General features: G+C 48.7%; 12 protein-coding genes. All 12 read right to left on the bottom strand.

The genetic code is table 11. The features are described from left to right. The gene (pelG, locus tag H581_RS36300; RefSeq protein ID WP_051250525.1) at positions 1-3,111 is read right to left on the bottom strand and encodes an exopolysaccharide Pel transporter PelG; all 3,111 of its coding nucleotides are present in this window, start codon (positions 3,109-3,111) and stop codon (positions 1-3) included. Then, on the bottom strand, positions 3,087-4,526 hold the full coding sequence (gene pelF, locus H581_RS0107105) for a GT4 family glycosyltransferase PelF (RefSeq protein WP_028609409.1): 1,440 nt from the start codon (positions 4,524-4,526) through the stop codon (positions 3,087-3,089). Before pelF ends, pelG begins: the two co-directional genes overlap by 25 nt. A gap of 1 nt (position 4,527) precedes the next feature. Beyond that, on the bottom strand, positions 4,528-6,363 hold the full coding sequence (locus tag H581_RS0107100; protein ID WP_028609408.1) for a DUF2194 domain-containing protein: 1,836 nt from the start codon (positions 6,361-6,363) through the stop codon (positions 4,528-4,530). A 1-nt stretch (position 6,364) separates the two neighbouring features. Further along, positions 6,365-7,258, bottom strand: a complete 894-nt coding sequence (locus H581_RS0107095) for a hypothetical protein (protein WP_028609407.1) — start codon at positions 7,256-7,258, stop codon at positions 6,365-6,367. Between the two features lies 1 nt (position 7,259). Then, a complete protein-coding gene (locus H581_RS0107090) occupies positions 7,260-9,428 on the bottom strand; it encodes an NAD-dependent epimerase/dehydratase family protein (RefSeq protein ID WP_028609406.1) in 2,169 nt (722 codons plus the stop codon). Positions 9,429-9,646: 218 nt separating this feature from the next. Then, positions 9,647-12,319: a right-handed parallel beta-helix repeat-containing protein gene (locus H581_RS36295; RefSeq protein WP_051250523.1), complete on the bottom strand. Its 2,673-nt coding sequence runs from the start codon at positions 12,317-12,319 to the stop codon at positions 9,647-9,649. 191 nt (positions 12,320-12,510) lie between these two features. After that, positions 12,511-13,359 carry a copper amine oxidase N-terminal domain-containing protein gene (locus H581_RS0107080; protein ID WP_028609405.1) on the bottom strand — a complete coding sequence of 283 codons (849 nt, stop codon included), beginning with the start codon at positions 13,357-13,359 and terminating at the stop codon, positions 12,511-12,513. Positions 13,360-13,683: 324 nt separating this feature from the next. After that, the gene (groL, locus tag H581_RS0107070) at positions 13,684-15,321 is read right to left on the bottom strand and encodes a chaperonin GroEL (RefSeq protein WP_028609404.1); all 1,638 of its coding nucleotides are present in this window, start codon (positions 15,319-15,321) and stop codon (positions 13,684-13,686) included. Positions 15,322-15,402: 81 nt separating this feature from the next. Beyond that, entirely contained in the window at positions 15,403-15,684 is a 282-nt protein-coding gene (groES, locus tag H581_RS0107065; RefSeq protein ID WP_028609403.1) for a co-chaperone GroES, read from the bottom strand. 134 nt (positions 15,685-15,818) lie between these two features. Next, complete coding sequence (locus H581_RS0107060; protein WP_028609402.1) at positions 15,819-17,015, bottom strand: DUF2264 domain-containing protein; 1,197 nt, start codon at positions 17,013-17,015, stop codon at positions 15,819-15,821. Positions 17,016-17,031: 16 nt separating this feature from the next. Then, positions 17,032-18,162, bottom strand: coding sequence for a glycoside hydrolase family 88 protein (locus H581_RS0107055; protein ID WP_028609401.1), 1,131 nt, complete (start codon positions 18,160-18,162; stop codon positions 17,032-17,034). A 19-nt stretch (positions 18,163-18,181) separates the two neighbouring features. Further along, a complete protein-coding gene (locus H581_RS33305; RefSeq protein ID WP_051250521.1) occupies positions 18,182-20,023 on the bottom strand; it encodes a heparinase II/III family protein in 1,842 nt (613 codons plus the stop codon). Between the last annotated feature and the right edge of the window lie 4 nt (positions 20,024-20,027).

The raw sequence follows: 20,027 nt of genomic DNA, 5'->3' as shown, positions 1-20,027 counted from the left end.
CTAGTTCACCTCGAATTGCCGGATGCCGTAGTAATTGTTGCCTTCGACATCAGTGAACATATCAAAGGACGATTGCTCATTGCCTGCGCTGTCGCGAACGGTTACCCGCCAGTAATAGGTGCCTGCGCCAGGATTTTTCATCGTAATGACGTTTTCTTGTATGCCAGTTTTCCCAACGACGACTTGAGTCATGGCCGGATCCCGTGCCACCGTCACGTCATAGAGCAAATCGTCCCCTTGGAAATCATATGAAATCCCCCATGAGAGCTGGATTTCCTCGCCATTATCAAGCATAGCGTCCATGTAGAACGGCTTCGGCTTTTGCAAATCGTCCAGGAACCGTTTCACGCCCCGTTCCGGCGTATCGATGATCAGCTGAAGATCTTTTTCAAAATCCGTATTTAAGCCAGGCAAGAAGTTGACATCGGGCGCTCTAAAAAGAAACGGCTTAACCGTCTCCTTATATAAGCTGATCTGTTTCTCTATACGATCCTTGTTTATCACCTTGGATAACTCATCCACCTTATCGATAAGAAGTTGAATATGCTCTGGATTGCGGAAATATCGGTTATGCAGCGTACTCCCCCAAAAATTGCTTATCCCCGCCTGATAAGGACGAATAGAATCGATTGACCGTTGGAGCTCCCAGCCCCCGTCATAATCCCAGGGGAGAAGATACCACTTCTTGGAATTCAGCGGTGAGTACAGATAAAAATTGTTCGCGTCCGTGTCCATGTTGTCCATCAAAATATTAACGGCCGTCCATGTGAGCAAATTATCTAAATCAAAGTGCTCCTCGATTACTTCATCGATCGGTAGCTGCATATTGTTCAAATCGTCAAGCATGGCAATCAGCTTATCATGCTCTTCCCGTCCTTTAATTTCAAGAATCGTCTCAAACGCCTTTTTGTCGTAATCCGGATCCGTGTGGGATTTAATAAGATCGGCATATCGCTGAAACTCGAAAAATGTAACCTTATATAAATAGCCGTATGGGTCAAGCCAATGCGATTTTAAGAACATCTCGTTCGGCTGCTCGATTTGCGTGTATAAGCCATAATCTTGAAATGCCGCCCGGGAAGCCCCTTCGGACAAATCCTTTACGTATAAGCGGACGAATTGCGTCCTTAAGCTCGTTATATCCGGTATCGTCTCCAATAAATCAAAGCTCAATTTATTACGCAATTTCGAAAGATCGGTTGAGTGTTTATTTAGATTAAGCGTTCGCTGATTTTGCCATAAGCCCGCTTCGTCAAACAGCTTAATCTTATATGATTTTTGAGCTGAATATCGGGCCGTGTTACCTCTCAGGCTAATTTTCGCGTTAGGCAACTCGTCTCCGTAGCCAAACATTCCCTGTCCCGGTCCGCTGCCGTCGGCAGGGCCCTCCTGCATGATAACCTCCAGGCTCTTCTCGCTGTAACGATCCGTCATCCGATTCAGCCCATACCAATTGATGGAATCCGCCGCCCCATCCTCCTCGGGCAGGATGGTCACGTACAACGTTTTAAGCGAGCTGTCATCGTCCCGTTCATAAATGCGTTTGTCCTCGACAAGCCTCTCGTTATTGCCGACGGGTTGTTCCGCTGCCTGCTCCGCTTGCGGAAGCTGCGCCTCCACAGAAGAGGAGCTCCCCGCGCAGGCAGCAAGTAGCAGCGTCATAAGGAGGAGCACCGATACGATAGCGCCCGGCTTCTTCAGGGCAGTCTTCGTGCCCGCCTGTACGCGCTTCGTTGTGAGCGGCTGCGAACAGAAGGTATAATAATCAATATTTCGAAGTAAGTACAGCAGTCTGGCGATTGCCGCGCCGAGCGTCAGAAACGCCGCAATAAACATGCCGAATCCATGGAGGTCGAACTGCTTCATCACATAGGTCAGTCCGGCATTGCTTAATACGAAAGCCAAGCTGATCAGCAGTACACCCTTCCGGTCATCAAAGTACATTAATACGTGAATCAGAACAAATAAGATGATAAACAGGAAATACGCTAAAGCAAGAACGAGAAATAGATCAAGCTGCGACATCGTAAAGCCGATTTTAGGGAGAAGCTTCATGCCTATAGCGATGGCAAGGATGGTGAACAGAAGCTGGACCTCCATCAGAAAACTAACCTCGCGAAGCAGAGTCCGCTGCATCCCCTTCTTGGCGTTACTTATATCTTGATAGGTTCCTCCATCAATTACATTCCTGTAGTACACCCGAAATTTTTCGTAAAATGAGGTTTCCACGGATACGACAAAAACAACTAAAGATGGAACAACCGACATATAGGCATAGAAAACAGGCAAATCATACCACGGCATGACCCGAAACCGATCAGCCACCTCGCTGCCGGAGGAACTAAACCAATAAACGAAGTTATGAATGTAGACGCCCCCATAAACAAAGCAGCCTGCAAAGAAAAGCGACTTATATTTCTTGAAATAAGCCAAAAACGAAAAGTAATAACGGCTCTCCGCGCGCGGAAATATTTGTTCAAAATGAATCCATGAGAGCAGTGCGATCACAATAAACCCGATATCGATCGCTAACAGCGCTGCCGTCGTGGATGGAATTGCAGTGTATTGAAAGATCAGCCACCCGCTTAGCAATGCAAAAATAACGCCAATCGCAAAGCTTCGTACGATCCGGATATAATCTTTTAACGCTGAAAGATATACGCCCTGAAGCCAGACGACAATAAGGGTCATAAAAAAAAGATAGGCCGCCGCCTTATAGCCCGTATCCGCGGATACCTCCCGCAGGAACAGCCATGCTGCAGCCCCGCACAACGGCAGGCATACGATCAGCGCGCCATAGAAGGAGGACAGCAGCTGTTCATATTTCTTCTCATAGACCATATCGGCTATAAATCTCGTTAATACCATTGAAATTCCGCTCGTCGCTATGATCGAAAATATAAAACAATAGGTTACCGTTGCAATATAGAGCTCCCACTCTACAAAACTGTTACTATAAACGGACATCAGTCTCTGCAGCGCGATAATTAAGAACATACACAGGATCATCGGACCGACAGTCGTTAATGAAGAGTACGCATATGCCTTCACATTGTTAATTAAACCTTGCTCCTGAAACATTTTTCTTAATTCGAAGCCGATTCCAGCCACTTCTGTCTGCCTCCCAATGACGAATAAAGATTCCGGTAACTCGCAATAAAATCCTGATGCTTGTAATACCGCTGTACGCGTTCGTAAGCGTTCCTTCCCATACTCTCGCGAAGGTCCTTATTTTGACACAGCTGAATGACGCCGCCCGCGATTTGTTCGTAGTGCATGACCGGAGTTACAAGCCCCGCAGGACCGATGCCGTCATCCAAGCCATTAATCAGCTCCTTGCAGCTTCCCACATTCGTCGTGACGAACGGTTTGGAACAAGCCATTCCCTCTAATATGGCAAGCGGCTGACCTTCGCTTATGCTGGTTAACATTAAAATATCCATCTGCCCGATATAATCCTTAATTTGCACTTCACCCGTAAATACAATATTGACTAATTCCATTGCCTCGACCATCTGTAAGCATTCTTTATAATATTGCTCATCCTCTTCGACCGGCCCCATAATATACAGCACCGCATTCGGCACTTCACGGTTCACTAACGCGAAGCTTTGAATCATCGTCTTAATATCCTTAATCGGAACGACTCGGACAACCGCGCCTATTCGAATCTTGCCATCCTGCGGCGCGGACTTCAGATTGGCATAGCCGTCAACATTAACTCCATTAGGAATAATGCTCACCTTCTCTTCATCGCAGCCAAGCTCCACTTCAATTTCCTTGTTCCGGTTAAACAACGTAATTACCTGATCGGCCGCTTCGTATACACAGCCCGATAAACTATAGAAATACTCGATCCACAGATCCTTAAAGTAGCCCTTCACCCAGTCCGCTTTAATAATCTCTTCCTCGCGCTCCCTGGAATAAATGCCATGCTCGGTAAGCAGCAGCGGTTTCCCGTGAACGTGCTTAGCCAAAGCGCCAACGACTCCGGCATAGCCCGTCGAGACGCTGTGATACAGATCCGCTTGCGGCACGTTATGACGTATCGTTAGAAATAACGGCAGGATCATCGAACGGACCGTCCAGAACAACTCGGTGAACGGAACCAGATTATATTTATCGCGCCCTAATTGTTCCAAAATGTCAAAATAATCTTTGCTCGTTAAGAAATCAGCCGCTTTGCGGAATTTGCTGCTGCGCAGCAGCTCGAAGATTCGTCCCCAATTGATATGCCCTTCTCCGCTAAGCAGCGCAGCCAGATCCTGATGCTGGTCAGGGGACAACTTGAAGCGGTGCCCCCATTCCCCGTCCTCAAACAAATACTCATCCAAGAACATTTCCTTTACTTCAACAACATTGCCCGGCAGCTTGTACTTGAACTGCCCTTTTTGCTTCGTCTGCGCTCCTATCGCATAGATCACGAATTCATGCTCGGGCATTTGCGTGATAATACTATGAATCCAGCTGGATACGCCGCCGGTTATGTAAGGATAGGACCCTTCCGCGATGATACAAATTTTCATATTATGACCCACCTAATTCAATCGTGAATTTCGAATCATGTGCTTCGACGAGATACGTATTCGCATCTATTTTTTTTACCGAGCAATGGGTAAGCCTGCCGATCTTCTTATCCGAACGCAAAATAAAATACAGGGGATCGCGATAATTGGAAATATCACCTTGAATCCGGTTCTCTTCCTGCGTCCATTTCACTTGCGCTGTTAGAGAGCCGGCCATATCAAGAGCCGCTTCAGTCGAAGTCATGGAGCGAACCCATGGATACGTCTCCTGAAATCTTTCTGCCTTCTGAACAAAGTTTTCATAGAGTTTACCCCAATTCTGATTTTTACTTCGAGCGCTGCTAAGGATATCGTCAGGATGAATGAAATGGGAAAATAGGCCCAAACCGGTCATGGCATTCGCTTCCGCCCACCGTTCGAATACGTCCTCAAAATATCCCGAGGTTATGCGCGGCATTTCAATCACGCCGTCATCCGCGATTTCATATTCCTGCACATAAGACATATTGGTAACATCCTCCAGGTATAGCGAGGAAATAACGGATAGATGCGGCCACGCCTTCTTCAGAGCCTCTCTGCCGTCTGCGCCAAGCACATTGGAAGGAGGTACATAGGAGAGAAATGCGTATTTGGGAAAAGCCTCACCCGCATAGCTTAGAACTTCCTCGATGGATTCCTCCATTACGGCAGAATTCTTCCAGCTGTTATAACCAAAGGCTTTGGATATCGCTTCGTCAGATACGAGGGATTGATGGTTGTATCCGTGAATGCCAATCTCTCCGCCGCTTTTGATTACTTCGCGCCCGTAAGCAATTAGACCGTAACGATCCTCGTCGACCGGATGCTCGAATGGGCCGGACACATCGTCATTATAGGATTGAATAATCGCTGCCGTATATTTGATATCATATTTTTTGGCGGCTTTAAGCATATCCGGCCACCATACATCCTTATAAAAGGCCGGAACATCGCGCCTGTACTCCCTATAGATGGATGGAATGATTTCTTTCGTCACGGGGGCAGGGAAATCATCGATAAAAAATATTTTCGAGTTAATAATGGGGTAAATAAAATCCGGCTCCAATAAGCTTAACGCTCCTGCCAACAAGCCTCGGTTCACTTTCTCCTGAAGCATCGTTCCGTTAAATAGAACAAAAGCTCCATCCCCATACTCGCGCTTCCATAAGATCGGGATGCCTTCAGCGCTTTGGGCCAGAAGCTGCGATTTCTCGTCCAAATCCACGCTGGCGGAGTAATTGATCATAAAATCGTCGTCAATTTTGAGCTTACTTTCCCCAATCAGCACATTGGACGTCAGTTTTATTCCACGAATATCGTTCAAATCGCCAAAAGAGGTAATGCCAAACTTCCTGTAAAGCACTTGAAAATGGGTATCGATGAATAACGAGCTCATCATAAAAACATAACCGCCGCCGCGCACATACCGGTCGAAATCGTTAACATCGCCTATTTGATTCAATTGATCAACCGCTACCAGCAGAACGCCGCAGTCATTCAGATTCAAACCTTGCTTATCCAAATCGAATTCCGTTGATTTCTTCCCCATATATTGAAGCGTGCGGGCAGCGTTCTCTTTCAGCCGATTACTGTAATTGTCAGCTCCCGTATATGCGATACAGTAATTCGTTCCGGTCAATTCTTCGGGGGGATGAGCTTTTATGTTTGCAAAGAGTTCATCGCGCTGCTCCACAAGGTTACGGTTATGCTTGAATTGAAGAACATACTGCGAACGGGCGACTTGAGTTAAAATCCCAAAAGATAAAATAACGATTAAAATGATGTATATATTTCTTGAGAAGTTTAATTCCTTCTTCATTTCATGCTCCTTCCGACCAATACCTCACCATCGTAAGTCCTTGATTGGTGAGCCTTACAGACGATCCTTTCAGCAGCGTAACGGTTTCTTGCAGTTTGCTTACCGATTTGGTTGTGAAGTAAAGCTCCATCAAGGAGAGGTAAGCCGTTTCGCTGTGGGGATACTTGTCAATGTACGAAAGGCATGAAACTTCCGCGTCCGTATACTGGCCCAGCTTCAGCTCGGTGGAAATCTTCTCCTTAAAAGCGAATTCCACATGATCGGCATTCGCAATCAGATGCTCCAGTACCTCGATATAAGTAAACATATATTTGCGCATCGTCCGTTCATCCAAAAAGCCGCTTCTCATAAACCCTTTCAATACTTCCGCATAGGTCCGCAGCAAATATTCATCCGTTTTATTCTGCTCATACCGTACGGACAGCTCCTGTATCGACAAAGACAGCTTGCGCTTCGCCTCCATAATGGCGCTTACCGCATAGTGGGAGGTTTCCGTATCATCATTGCTCACGGCTGTTTGGAGAACCTCCAAATAATTGACCGAATCCTGCTTTAACAGATCAATCATCACTCTGCGCCTCTCGAAGTGCTCACTGACAATAAGTGCATCCTCAATCGAAACGACATTTAGTTCCTTTTCCACTTCGATCTTCCTATGAATGCCCAAATGTCCCAGTGTCAAGTCTTCATGCAGTTTCGTTATATATTCATCCAGCTTCTCGCCTCTATTCTTGAACATATGTCCGGGGAGAAATACCGGAAACAACCAGCCGACTACCGGCAGGACGCTAACCAGAACAAACCGCAGCATCCAGTCACGTACAGACTTTCGATAAATCAAAGCTAACAAGGCCGCTGACAGCAGGACATATATTCCATAGATCAATGGGATCATACTACAGCTCTCCTTTAACAACCCTCATGCTGATTTGGTTTTGAGCAAAGCGGGACAAAACGTATTCTGCATCATTCTCGGTTGATTGGGACAATAGCACGATAAGCTGTCCCTCTCGAACCATACCTATGTAATCCGTTTCACGCAGCAAGCTCGCGACTTTATCTGATATGGGCTTCAAAGCTGTTTGGTTGATGTCTCCTTCCAGCAGCAAATACGGTGTACGATGCGTTTCTTTCGCCTTCCGCTTGCTGGCCAGAATCCCCTCGAAAACTTCTTTCTTTAAGATTGAGGTTCCCTCGATATACCGCCGCCCTTCAGCAGCCTCAATATACGCCAAAGCACGTGATAAAGCGGAGGAAACGAGCTCGGACGTGACTTTAAACAGGTTTTGATAATATAACGAAAACTTATCGAAGGACATCCCTTCGATGGAGATCAAGGCGGCAATCTCTCCATTGTGGTAAATTGGCGCGCACATTAACGGCGCTTCAGAACTTAATTCTTTATTCACGAACACAATCCCGTCAGAAAGCACGCGCCGCACATAAGTATGATCCTCTACCCGCAGTGATTTTTCCACAGACTTGTCCGCGTCGCCGGCATGCGCAACAAGGCGCATAAAGGAACGGGTAGGACTAACCGTATAAATGGATACGCTCTGTACGTTCATTATCGACTTTACGACATTAACCGTTCCTATAAATACCTTTTCCGGTTCCAGGCTTTCAAGCTCTTTGGTAACCGAATAAATTTTTCCGAAGCTGTCGCCGCTATTCAAAATACGCTGCTGCAATTCATCCTTCACTTCACGGACTTCGGCATATACCCCATTTAAAAACTCATACCGGTCGTTCAGCTCTTCCAGCTTCTTCTCCTTCATTTGGATCAAGCTGTTTTTACGCTCAATCGAATACCCGACGACCAGTCCGATAAACAAGTAGATTGCGAGCCGGAAGAAGATGTCCGGATCGTACATTAGCGATACCAGCTCGCGGCCGTCATTCAGCTTCTCCATGAGAAATAAACCGCCCGACAGGATGACCGCAAGTATAGATTGCCGGTTACCGTAAATAATCCCTATGATCGTTATGTAGAAGAGCTCGATAAGCCCGAAGGAGCTGTCTTGTTGATTCCATACGATCCAAGCAGTGAGAGCAAAGGCAATGATATTCTCTACATAAGGTTGTACGAGCTTATATAACCGGCGCCGGGAAGACGGCTCTGCGGCAAGGGCCGGCGCGCTCTCCGCCTTCGAACGCCGCAATTGAAACCAGGCGTATGTACGTTTGAGACCTTCAGCTAAATCATACATTGGCGCCCAATCCAGATCGCGTTTGATTTTGGCATTACTCAAGGAAGAATGGCGTATATCGCCTGATCTGGCTTCGGAATGTTCAACATGCCCCGCCTCATACAGCTCCTGCAGCACGTTGACCAGTTCATTCACACTGTTCTCGGTATTTGTAGATAAATTATAAATGCCGGAAATCGCGGTGTAGGAGGCCCGGAATATCGCATCCGCCACATCACCGACATAAATAAAATCCCGCGTCTGTTCGCCATCCCCGTAAACAAGCAGCGGTTGTCCGGCCATAGCACGATTCATAAAAACGGAGACGACGCCGCCCTCGCCTAAACTGCTTTGCCGCGGTCCATATACATTGGAGAAACGAAAGCATACGGTTTCGAGATCATAAAGCTGCGTCCATTTCTGACAGTAAGATTCTCCTACCCACTTGCTCATTCCGTATGGAGAAACCGGATTGCACTCATCGGTTTCAACGAGCGGCAATTTATCGTTGGAACCATATACGGCAGCAGAAGAAGCAAACAAAAACTTTCCGACCTTATATTTTCTCGACAGATTCAGCATATTAACTAAGCCTATAACATTAGATTCTGAATCCAATCTAGGATTATTGACCGATTCGGCCACGCTTACCTGAGCGGCCAGATGTACGAGTGCATCAAACCGATTAGAACGGAAAATTTCCTCACATTTCGGGTCCTCGACAGAGAGCTGGTAGCCTCTATGCTTGAATGTAATATTATCCCGATCGCCCGTCGAAAGATCATCAATAATAAACACCTCGTAGCCTTCTTGATGAAAGCGCTCTGCTACGTGAGAACCAATAAAACCGTATCCGCCTGTTATTAATACTTTCATATGTTCACCCCGTAAACCATTATAAACGTGATACCTGTACAAAAACTATACAAAAATTAATATCCGCTTCGAAATTGTTATTTTAGAACCTTGAAAATCAATAGAATAGGCCAAAAGATTCATCACAAAAACTCCGTTGCCCAAAAATCGACGAGTTTCATCAAAGCGTTAAACTCTCGTTTCGTTTGACAACGGAGGTCGTTCTACCCTGTATTGAATTAAAAAGCGGATTCATTCCCAGCAATGGTGTATGTCTTCATAAGGCCGCTATTCGGTAGCATCGTTTGACTGGAGTCTCCCAGCAGCACACCGATGGTTAGGCTATCACCCGTCTTAAGATTTAAGCTTGTCAGCGGCAATGCCGTCTCCATCCACTCTATATTAACGAAATATTTCTTGCTTGTCTTTAACGACTCCAGCTTACTCCATGACCAATTTTTCCCTGTTCCCGAATATCGATATAACGTACCATTCTCAAGCAAAAACTCTGCTCCGCTGGAACTAAACTTTGTCGAAACATAACCCGTTTTGGGATTATCATCCGTATTCAAATAAACTTGAATTTTTCCGGACAGCTCGCTCCCATGAAGAAGCATATATAAATCGCCGCTCGAGTTATCGACCTTTAGAGCTTTAGGATTTGACGAACCCGTCACCAGGTCCTCAATGGAACGCCAATCCTCCGCGTCCCCATCCATTATGATCGAAGTAGGCGGTGTCGGTTCCGGTGTCGGTTCCGGTGTCGGTTCCGGTGTCGGTTCCGGTGTTGAAGGAATAGGCGGCGGCTCCGTGTTAGAAGCACCAAAACCAATTAATTCCCTGCCGACCGGCAGCTTGTCAGAGCTGGAATCCATCCATACATAACCCATAAAAACAGGCTTGCCTTGCGAAATCCCCAAATCCGAAAGCAAGAGCGATACTTCAACGACCGTATTGGTTCTTGCATATTTCTTTAAGTCATCGTACGCCCTTACCTCTCTCCAGCCCCAGTCCGTCCCTCCTGTTCCGCTGTATTGATATAACCTTCCATTCTCTAATAAGTAATCCGCCCCGCTTGTCGACCAATATGGGGCTTGGAAGCCCGTACCTGTATCTTGATCCGTGTTCAAGTATAACTGGCCTTTTTGTTCCAACAAGCTGCCGTATACAAACACATGAAGTTCATTGGTTGACATGCTAGCTTTCAGGACTTGTGTGTTGGAGGTCCCTTCGCTTAATGGCGATATATCGTCCCAGTCCGATAAATTTCCGTCAATGGTAATTGCCCGGGCATTCGGGACAGGCGGCTCCGCTGGCTCGGAAAGCACTGGCGGCGAGCTTGGAGGCGGCGGCGTTGAAGCCGCTTGCTGGTACTCCACTGCGCCCATATCCACTCGAAGCCCCTGCACTCTGGTCTGTCCGTTATAATCTGCGGAGCCAGAAACCGTCCATTCGTTCGGTCCCCCGTCTACCGCAGGCGAAGCGCTTGTTAGCTGCCCGTTAGGATCCGATGCGGCAAACAATGGATCAGCAAATATAGAATGGCTATCCTGTCCCGTCGCTGTCTTATAGTCGTCCCATGTACCGTACGATACGCCTTCCCATTGCCAAGGCGCAGCATTGACAGCTGTTGTGCTGAATAATAAATTATAATCGGCAACATTTCCGGCCCCGCTGTTATTTGACTTCTGTATAAATCTTTTTTTAGGGGAGCTGTGAAGAATATTGTTTATAATCCGATTGTTTGCCGTATTCCATTGCAGCGTAATTTCTCCATAACCTTGGTTAAGCATGTCGTTTTCTATCAAGGTATTATTCACGATGATATTGTCTGCGGCGCCTCCGTTAGAGGAGCTCGCTCCTCCCATAATAATGCCCGCGCCATCATTATGATGCACGATATTATTTCTGACCACGATTTTATCCGTCAGTTTACCGGAAGATTCGCTTGCCAGTTCGATGCCAAAATCATTGTTATATACGAGATTTCGTTCAATCGTCACATTAGTAGCGCCATCCGCGTAGATGCCGCCGGCAGCATGGACGCCTTTATATGCCGGGTTCGCAGAAGAATCGATATTATATACGATATTATCCGATACGACGCCATTTCTTGCTTGATCGATGCAGTCTCCCGAACACGCGCCGTAGAAGCCAGCAATATCAATGCCAATATTATTATTGTCATGAACCGTATTATGGTCGACCGAAAACCCGTCTATATTCCCGCTTAGCGTAAGCGCCTCGCTGCGCCCGTTCACCAAATGGTGAACCTCATTGGCGCTGACTCTAATATCCCGGATAGCCGAAGAAGAATTCCCATAAATATGAATGCCATGCGCATTTCCATCGATCGCCGTATGTACGATATCATGAATGTTGTTATTTAATAGATGTATGTTCTCCCCGCCTTCTCTCACCCGAATTCCCGCAGGGTATAAGGATGAGTTAGACGCGCTTAAATTTCGCAGCTCGAACCCGTCGACAATGACATAGCTGGCGTTGGATAAATAAATGAGGGCGCTCTTACCGCTTCCCATGATTAGATTAGTTCCATCGATAACGGGTACTTCTCCCGGATAAGCCTGGAAGGTGACGTAACCGTCATCCTTGGACCCGGAGCTCCTAATCGTAACGAATTCCTGATAAATTCCGCCCCTTACAAAAACGGTATCGCCAGCCCATAAGGAATTCGCCGCTTTCTGGATCGTTTTCCACGGCTCGGAAAGCGTACCCGGATTATTGTCATCGCCGCTTGGCGCTACATAGTAAACAGAGCCGCCGGATGCCGCCGAGGCTCTCGGATCGAAGCCCGTCGAAAAAGATTGTGCAGCCGCCATCAAAATCATCAATATCAGAAAGCAAAGCTTAACATATTTAAGTCCATTAACGCGCCGTTGTTGTTTCCTCATTCTGCGGACCAGCAACCTTTCTGTCCTATATGAATGTTAGGCCGGAGATACCGTCCTCTTCATTATAATTATTGACTCATTATAACAAATGGTTTTCGTTTGTTCATAGCAAAATCATCCTTGAACAAATAAAAAGAAAAAACGGTCGGATCCAGGGCAACCTGAGACCAACCGTTTTGTTAGAGAAATCTTTATGCGACTGTATTACTGATAATCGTCAGAAAACCGTTCTTTGAGGCGGTATCAATTAACATATTAATAGATTGACTGGCCTTATCGCTAAACAAATACCATTCATCTTCAGATGCATCATACATCAAAACATCCGGGTATCCTGATAACGTTTCAGCTGGAAAAGAACGAATTAAAGTATAAATATCAAAACGTACCATGCTGTTCCCATGGTTGTCTATAAAATCGTATTGTCCATTTTTATAATAAGATCCGGGAATGTCAAGATCAAGATGCCAAGAGTAGTTAGCAGGAGCTTCGACCTTTCTACCTTTGTTTTCTAAAAAAATATTATAAATATCTTCGTTATATGCGTGACCATTAACTTGCTGTACGACGCCGCCCATAATCATATGGTATTCGTGCTGCAATGCTTTTACTTGTATACCATCTATGACCAACGGCTTAGAATCGACAGCTACAGTAAAGTTGCTGTAATTGACATGACATCCAAACGTCTCTGCGATAAAGCGAAGCGGAACGAGTATGCGATTATTTTTTATGTATGGTTTTACATCAAGAAGTATCTTTTCACCGTTCTTCTCCGCTGTAGTGCTGTTAAGCTTTAATATTACTTTCATATCGCTTTTTGTGAGAATAACTTCGGAATCCGACCAAGCGACTTTAGCTCCCAAATTTTCACTAATAACACGTAGAGGCACCATTGTACGATTGTTCCGAATTTCGGGCTTCACATCAGACGCTATAACGACACCGTCAACTTTTATTTGAAATTCTGCTGCATAAGCGGTGGACGATGTAATACATAAGAGAATAGCAAGGAAAACGCCAAAGAACACCTTTTTCATAAATGGATAACTCCTTTTTGATATTCTTGCCGATAACGAGATCAATGATTGCTTTCTCATTTATGGCGCCCCAGTTTATGGTTGCAATCTACCTCACGTTTGTCATGCAGACTCGCAAATACGAATTAACAAGGGATCGGATGGACGCCATTCCAACATTCATGAAATGAAAAAAGAGGCTTCCCAAAAGTTCTAAGAACTCATGGAAAACCTCTAATTTCAGACCCTAACTTCAGAAAATGTTACCCGCATGTTACCTCTAGGCTATTTTCAAAGTAAAACAAGGTCTTTAACCCCGTTGTTACAGGGTTTCTGAGCTCATGATTACATCATGCCGCCCATACCGCCCATGCCGCCCATGTCAGGCATGCCGCCGCCAGCTGCGCCCTTCGGCTCAGGCTTGTCGGCAACAACCGCTTCGGTTGTCAGGAACATCGCCGCAACGGAAGCCGCGTTCTGCAAAGCGGAACGTGTAACTTTCGCAGGGTCAACGATACCCGCTTCGAACATGTTCACCCATTGTCCGGAAGCCGCGTTGTAGCCTACGCCGATTTTTTCGCTCTTCAGACGCTCAACGATAACGGAGCCTTCTTGGCCTGCGTTAGCCGCGATCGTGCGGATCGGCTCTTCGAGGGAACGAAGTACGATATTCACGCCAGTCTGCTCGTCGCCTTCGGCTTGAACGGCCGCAACTGCGTTGTATACGTTAATGAGGGCTGTACCTCCGCCCGATACGATGCCTTCTTCAACCGCTGCGCGAGTGGAGTTCAGGGCATCCTCGATGCGGAGCTTGCGCTCTTTCAATTCTGTTTCGGTAGCTGCGCCGACTTTAATTACCGCAACGCCGCCTGCCAATTTTGCAAGACGCTCTTGCAGCTTCTCGCGGTCGAAGTCGGAAGTCGTGTCTTCCAGCTGCGCTTTAATTTGGTTAACGCGTGCAACAATGTCGGCAGAGTTGCCGCTGCCGTCAACGATGATCGTGTTTTCTTTCGTAATGCGGACTTGGCGAGCGGATCCAAGCTGTTCAACCGTAGTCGATTTCAGCTCAAGACCAAGCTCTTCCGTAATCACTTGACCGCCGGTAAGAGCAGCGATATCTTGCAGCATAGCTTTGCGGCGGTCGCCGAAGCCAGGAGCTTTAACCGCTACGCAAGTGAATGTGCCGCGAAGCTTGTTCACGATCAGCGTTGCTTGCGCTTCGCCTTCAACATCCTCGGCAATGATCAGAAGCTGTTTGCCGGATTGAACGACCTTCTCCAGAACCGGAAGGATCTCTTGAATGTTTGTTACTTTTTTGTCCGTGATCAGAATGTAAGGGTTATCGAGCACCGCTTCCATTTTGTCCGTATCCGTAATCATATACGGGGAAACATAACCGCGGTCGAATTGCATGCCTTCTACCACTTCAAGCTCAGTTACGAAGCCTTTCGACTCCTCTACCGTGATAACGCCGTCGTTGCCTACTTTCTCCATCGCTTCTGCAATCAGTTGGCCTACTTCTTCGTCAGCGGAAGAGATCGAAGCGACTTGTGCGATCGATTGTTTGCCTTCGATTGGCTTCGAGATCACTTTCAGCTCTTCAACGGCAGCTTTAACGGCCTTCTCGATTCCTTTGCGGATAACCATCGGGTTAGCGCCGGCAGTAACGTTTTTCAAGCCTTCGCGGATCATCGCTTGAGCCAGAACAGTCGCGGTAGTCGTACCGTCGCCTGCTACGTCGTTTGTTTTTGTTGCGACTTCTTTAACCAGCTGGGCGCCCATGTTCTCGAAAGCATCCTCAAGCTCGATTTCTTTCGCAATGGATACACCGTCATTCGTGATGAGCGGGCTTCCGAATTTTTTCTCCAATACAACGTTGCGGCCTTTCGGACCCAGCGTTACTTTAACTGCGTTTGCAAGCGCGTCAACCCCGCGCAGCATCGCGCGGCGAGCGTCTTCACTAAATTTAATTTCTTTAGCCATGTTCAGTAACCTCCCGAATAAATGTTAAGTACTTTACGTACCGTACTGTTATTGCCTTCTATGTGACCCTGCGAGGGCTGCTTATCCAAAAATCGCGTGAATGTCGCTTTCTTTCATAATCAAATACTCTTTGCCTTCGTATTTGATTTCAGTACCTGCGTATTTGGAGAACAGCACGCGGTCCCCTTCTTTTACTTCCAAAGCAACACGAACGCCATCTTTCAGCGTACCGCTGCCAACTGCTACCACTTTACCTTCTTGCGGCTTTTCTTTCGCCGTATCCGGCAACACGATTCCGCTAGCGGTAGTTTCTTCCTTCGCGATTGGTTCGATCAATACGCGCTCACCCAAAGGTTTGATCATTGAAAATAGCCTCCTTCTAAATTTGTCGCTTTTTTATTTCGTTAGCACTCATAAGCGTGAAGTGCTAACAACCATTTTTATCATACTCATTTTCGCTATCAATTTCAAGTGTCTGAAATCAATTTTCCGATAATTTACTTCATGGCCGAATCTATGACAAAATGCGCGCCCGACCACGCCTTGCGAGAAGTCCAATCCTCGGGCGCTCCGCTCCAGAAAGGATGCTCCTCCGGAAGTCCCATAGGCAGAAAAACTTGGGCGCACAGATATACGCTTCCTGTCGAAATATAGCGTTCGGCAATGGATGGCTGATGCCCGCAGAAGCCGACTGTCAGCCAACCCTCCGGGGTGAAGTTCCCAGGCTGCGCGAGCGTTCGCTTCATGATCGAGGTCAGCGCGCAGCGAACCTGCGCCGGACTTACGCCCGCGGGCAGATCGTCGCGCCAAGCGCTTTGCGCCAGACTGTGAAATGCGCCGAAACGGTAAGCCAGCGACCTGCCGATCGGCGGATAGGTTCCATCCGGAGCGATAAGACGCTCCTGAACCGCGGCATAGCGGCGGGCACGGTCCGCAATCGCCCCGCGCAGCGCCGCCCACTCCTCATACTGGTCCCCGGCCGCTTCCATTACATCAATGAGCATCGGCTGAATGACAAAGCTGTTGTAATAATCCCAGTGGAATTCCGGTCCGTCCCCGTAGGCTCCGTCACCTAAATACCACTGCTCATGCTGCTTCAGCGCATAATCGATCCTCATCGGATCCCAATCGTCTGCGCCGAGCTTGTACAAAGCCGCTTCAATCGTACCGGCAAACAGCAGCCAGTTGGAGAAGAACGGTTTTCTTGACCTGGTTTGCTTAAGCGCTTGTATCACGTTTTCTTTCACGCTTGGATCAAGCTTCTCCCATAGCTCGACAGGCGACCGAAGCAGCGCCTGCGCCAGAAAAGCAGCGTCGACGATCGGCTGGAAGCCCTCGTTAAAGTTCATGTAATCAGGCGATTCCGGATCGACAGCCGCAGCAATGGCCTTCCTTGCAAGCTCGGCGAAATAGGCGCGAAGCTCGTTTTCTTCTCCTGCTGTCTGCTTGTTCTCCAGCCAAGGCGCTATTCCGCCAAGCAACCGTCCCAGCGCCTCCAGATGGGTAAACTTGGCCCGGTCCGCCAGAAGGGCGGCCTCGGCCTCCGGTCCTCCGTCCGTTTCCGCGCATTCAATCGGCATCGTCTGCTTCAGCTCGCGTCTTGCGAGCGCCTCAAGCACCGGAGCGCTGATGGCCTTCAATTGCTGAAGCCAATAACTGCGGTCCCCGTTTCCGTACTCCTTTTCATTCAACAACGGTTATCCCTCCATTTTACCAGAACGTGTCCGAATTCCCTCTCAGCCTTGACAGTCCTTCAACAAAATAATAATCCCCGTAAATGAGCGGCACATCAACGTTTCTGCGCTCCGGATAGTGGCTGGTGCCGTGCAGCAGCAGGCCCTCCTCCGCCGGATTGTCCCATGCCCCGTAATTTTCGTAGAGGGAACGCAAGATGCGCTCGCCTGCTTCCCGGTACATGCCCGCCTCCTCGCCTTGAACCGCCGCCGCGATTTCAAGCAATCCGCATGCGGCGCAAGCGCCCGCCGACGTATCGCGGTAACGCTCGATGCCCGGCGGAAGCCGGAAATCCCAATGCGGAACGGCATCTTCCGGCAGATTCGCCAGGAAAAAATGGGCGGCCCGCTTCGCGGCATCCAAATATGCGGCCTTGCCGGTGTAGCGGTAGCTGAGCGCCATGCCGTATATCGCCCACGCCGTGCCGCGCGACCACGCCGAGTTCGGCGCGAATCCCTGGCCTCCGTTCACGCCCTCGAATTCGCCCGTATCCGGATCGAAGATCACGATATGATTCACCGAGCCGTCCGTCCGGACAAAATGGGCAAGAACCGTGTCGGCATGCGCCGTCGCCACATGCTTAAACCGCGGGTCGCCGGTCGTCTCGCTGGCCCAATACAGCAGCGGCAGGTTCATCATGCAGTCGATAATCGCCCAGCCCTCGTTGCGCTGTCCCTCGCTCCACGGATTCCACGCTCGTATGTAATTGCCTTTCACATTAAACCTTCCGCTCAGCACGCTGGCTGCGAGCAGGGCGCGCCGGCGCGACTCTTCCTCGCCAAGCAGCTTGAATCTCGCTACGCTCGTAAGCGTCCACATAAAACCGATATCATGGTCGAGCCGGTCATAGCCGGTCAGCACATCGTCCAGCTGCTTCTCGCAAGCCTCGGCTATTTCCTTATATCGTTCATCTCTGGAATCGGAGTCGCGGTACAGAAGCCAAAGCAGCCCCGGCCAGAAGCCAGCCGTCCACCAATGCGGAGCCTCCAGCACATAGGTGCCGTCCACGCTCGCATGCGGGAATCTTGCCCCGATACGGCCGCTTGTCCGCAGCACCTTCTCATGAACCTTTTCCCAAGCCTCTTCTGCCCAACCATTAGCTTTCATCACATTCCCTCTCCTCGCATCAGCTTTCAAATTGGAAAATAAAATGACCGGTAACACGCTCGGACGTCTCTGCGACTGGGCTGAAATCAAGCGTATACCACGAACGCTCTTGACCGTAATGGTCGATGTCGCTTCTGCTTGTAATCAGGGGCTCCCAGGCAAGATAATCATAGTAGATCCCGAGCTTCCGCTTCCCGTTCAGAACGATCCGCCCTTCTTTGGCAAGCTCAGGGGTCAGAAACGTAATAAACCTCTCCGTAACCGTGCACGGCGTACGATCGGTGCGATCAGCCGCAAAAACAATCGTATCGGTCAGCGCCAGAGACGGGATCCCGTCCTTGCTCCAAAGAAGCCGGCGCTTCAACTGGGCAAGAAGCCCGTCCGGATAAGCTCCGCTTAAATCCATATCGATTTGGTCGTATCGTTCATCCGCCGCGGCATTGATGACTTCTGCCCGATATGAGCCGCCGCTCTGCTGATACGCTCCCGCTATAATCGGAACGGAGTGCCCTTGTGAGCCGTTGCACCAAAGACTGTAACGCTCCGGGCCAAAATAGCGCGACGTGTACATCCCGCTTCCCAAATCGGCCAAATAAACGTCTCCGTCCGCATGAATAAGGAAATGCCCGACATCGTTATGATTATGCGGCTCGTTGTTATGGCCCCCTTTTGCCGCGAAGCTGTAGCAGCCTCCGTCATCCGTAAGATGACGGGACAGAAGCCACTGGGCATCCGGCAAATAATACGATTCGGCAGGCCATACGTGATGGTGCCCATCCGCATGTCCGAATAGCCGGTCTTCAGCTTCCTTTGGCCAAATTAAGTTTCGGATTGCCGGCGCCCAGCGACCGCAATGATCCTCCGAATAGGAGGCTCTCAGGCTCGCGTCCGGCATGGCTACCTCTTCATACTCGTCATGCAGCAAGCTGCTCAAGCCCATGAAGATACCGCTTTCGGAAGGGGCGTCGGAGAAATTAACGATCCTATTGCCGCTGGTAAAACATTTCTGCTGAAACAGCGCAATCTCCTTCACTTTTCCCGGGGTGAACAAATCGATTTCGCCGTCCGTCGCCGCCTTTAACAGCTGGGCAAAATAAACATAATAACCAAAGCCGTATTGCCAATACAGATACCCTTCCGCGCATACGCCGTCATCCCCGAAGCCGCTCAAATAACAATCAAGCGCATCCGTCACCCGTTCCAATATCCGCGCAAGACGCGCTTCATCGTCGATGAGATGAAGGGCAGCCGCTCCGATTGAGCCCGCGCATACCGCCGCCCAATTATGCTCTTCCTTCTCCCAGCGGTAGGTCCCCTCTTCCAGAAAGGGGCGGAACAGGCGGCGCTCGACCTCTTCCTTGATTCGTCGCCGCAACAAAGCCGGCAACGTCTCCTCTGCCAGCAGCAGCACCTCGCTGAGCGCAAACCCGGTCTCCGCCGCGAACAAATCAATTTCCGTCTGGTTCGCCTCATTGAAATGAGCGGGCAGACACCAGGTAAATTCGTTGCAAATGGACCATACGGTGTTGTGAAGCGCTTCCAAATAAGTCGTGTTGTCAGGCTCCAGCAGGCTCATGACGGCAAATGCGTTTAATCTTTTGCGTTTCTCAAAATAGACCCTTTGATAAGCCAGCCTCTCACCCGTATCGACGTAAATGCGAAAGAGCGAGTAAGTCAGATCCGGATCGCTTTCACCTATCATCCGCTGTGCCTCCGCTTGGATTTCGCCAATCAACGACCGGTTCGCCGTTGTCTGCAAAAGCCTTGCGCGAAGCTCTGCAATTGTACGGTCATCCGTTAACAACGAAAGCCCGCGCCTTCTCTTTTGGTCCAGCAGCTGCTTTATTCGCTCAAGTTTCATCCTA

It is taken from the genome of Paenibacillus harenae DSM 16969 (assembly GCF_000422465.1).
Taxonomy (GTDB): domain Bacteria; phylum Bacillota; class Bacilli; order Paenibacillales; family Paenibacillaceae; genus Pristimantibacillus; species Pristimantibacillus harenae.
This window is presented reverse-complemented; position numbering and strand designations above follow the sequence as displayed.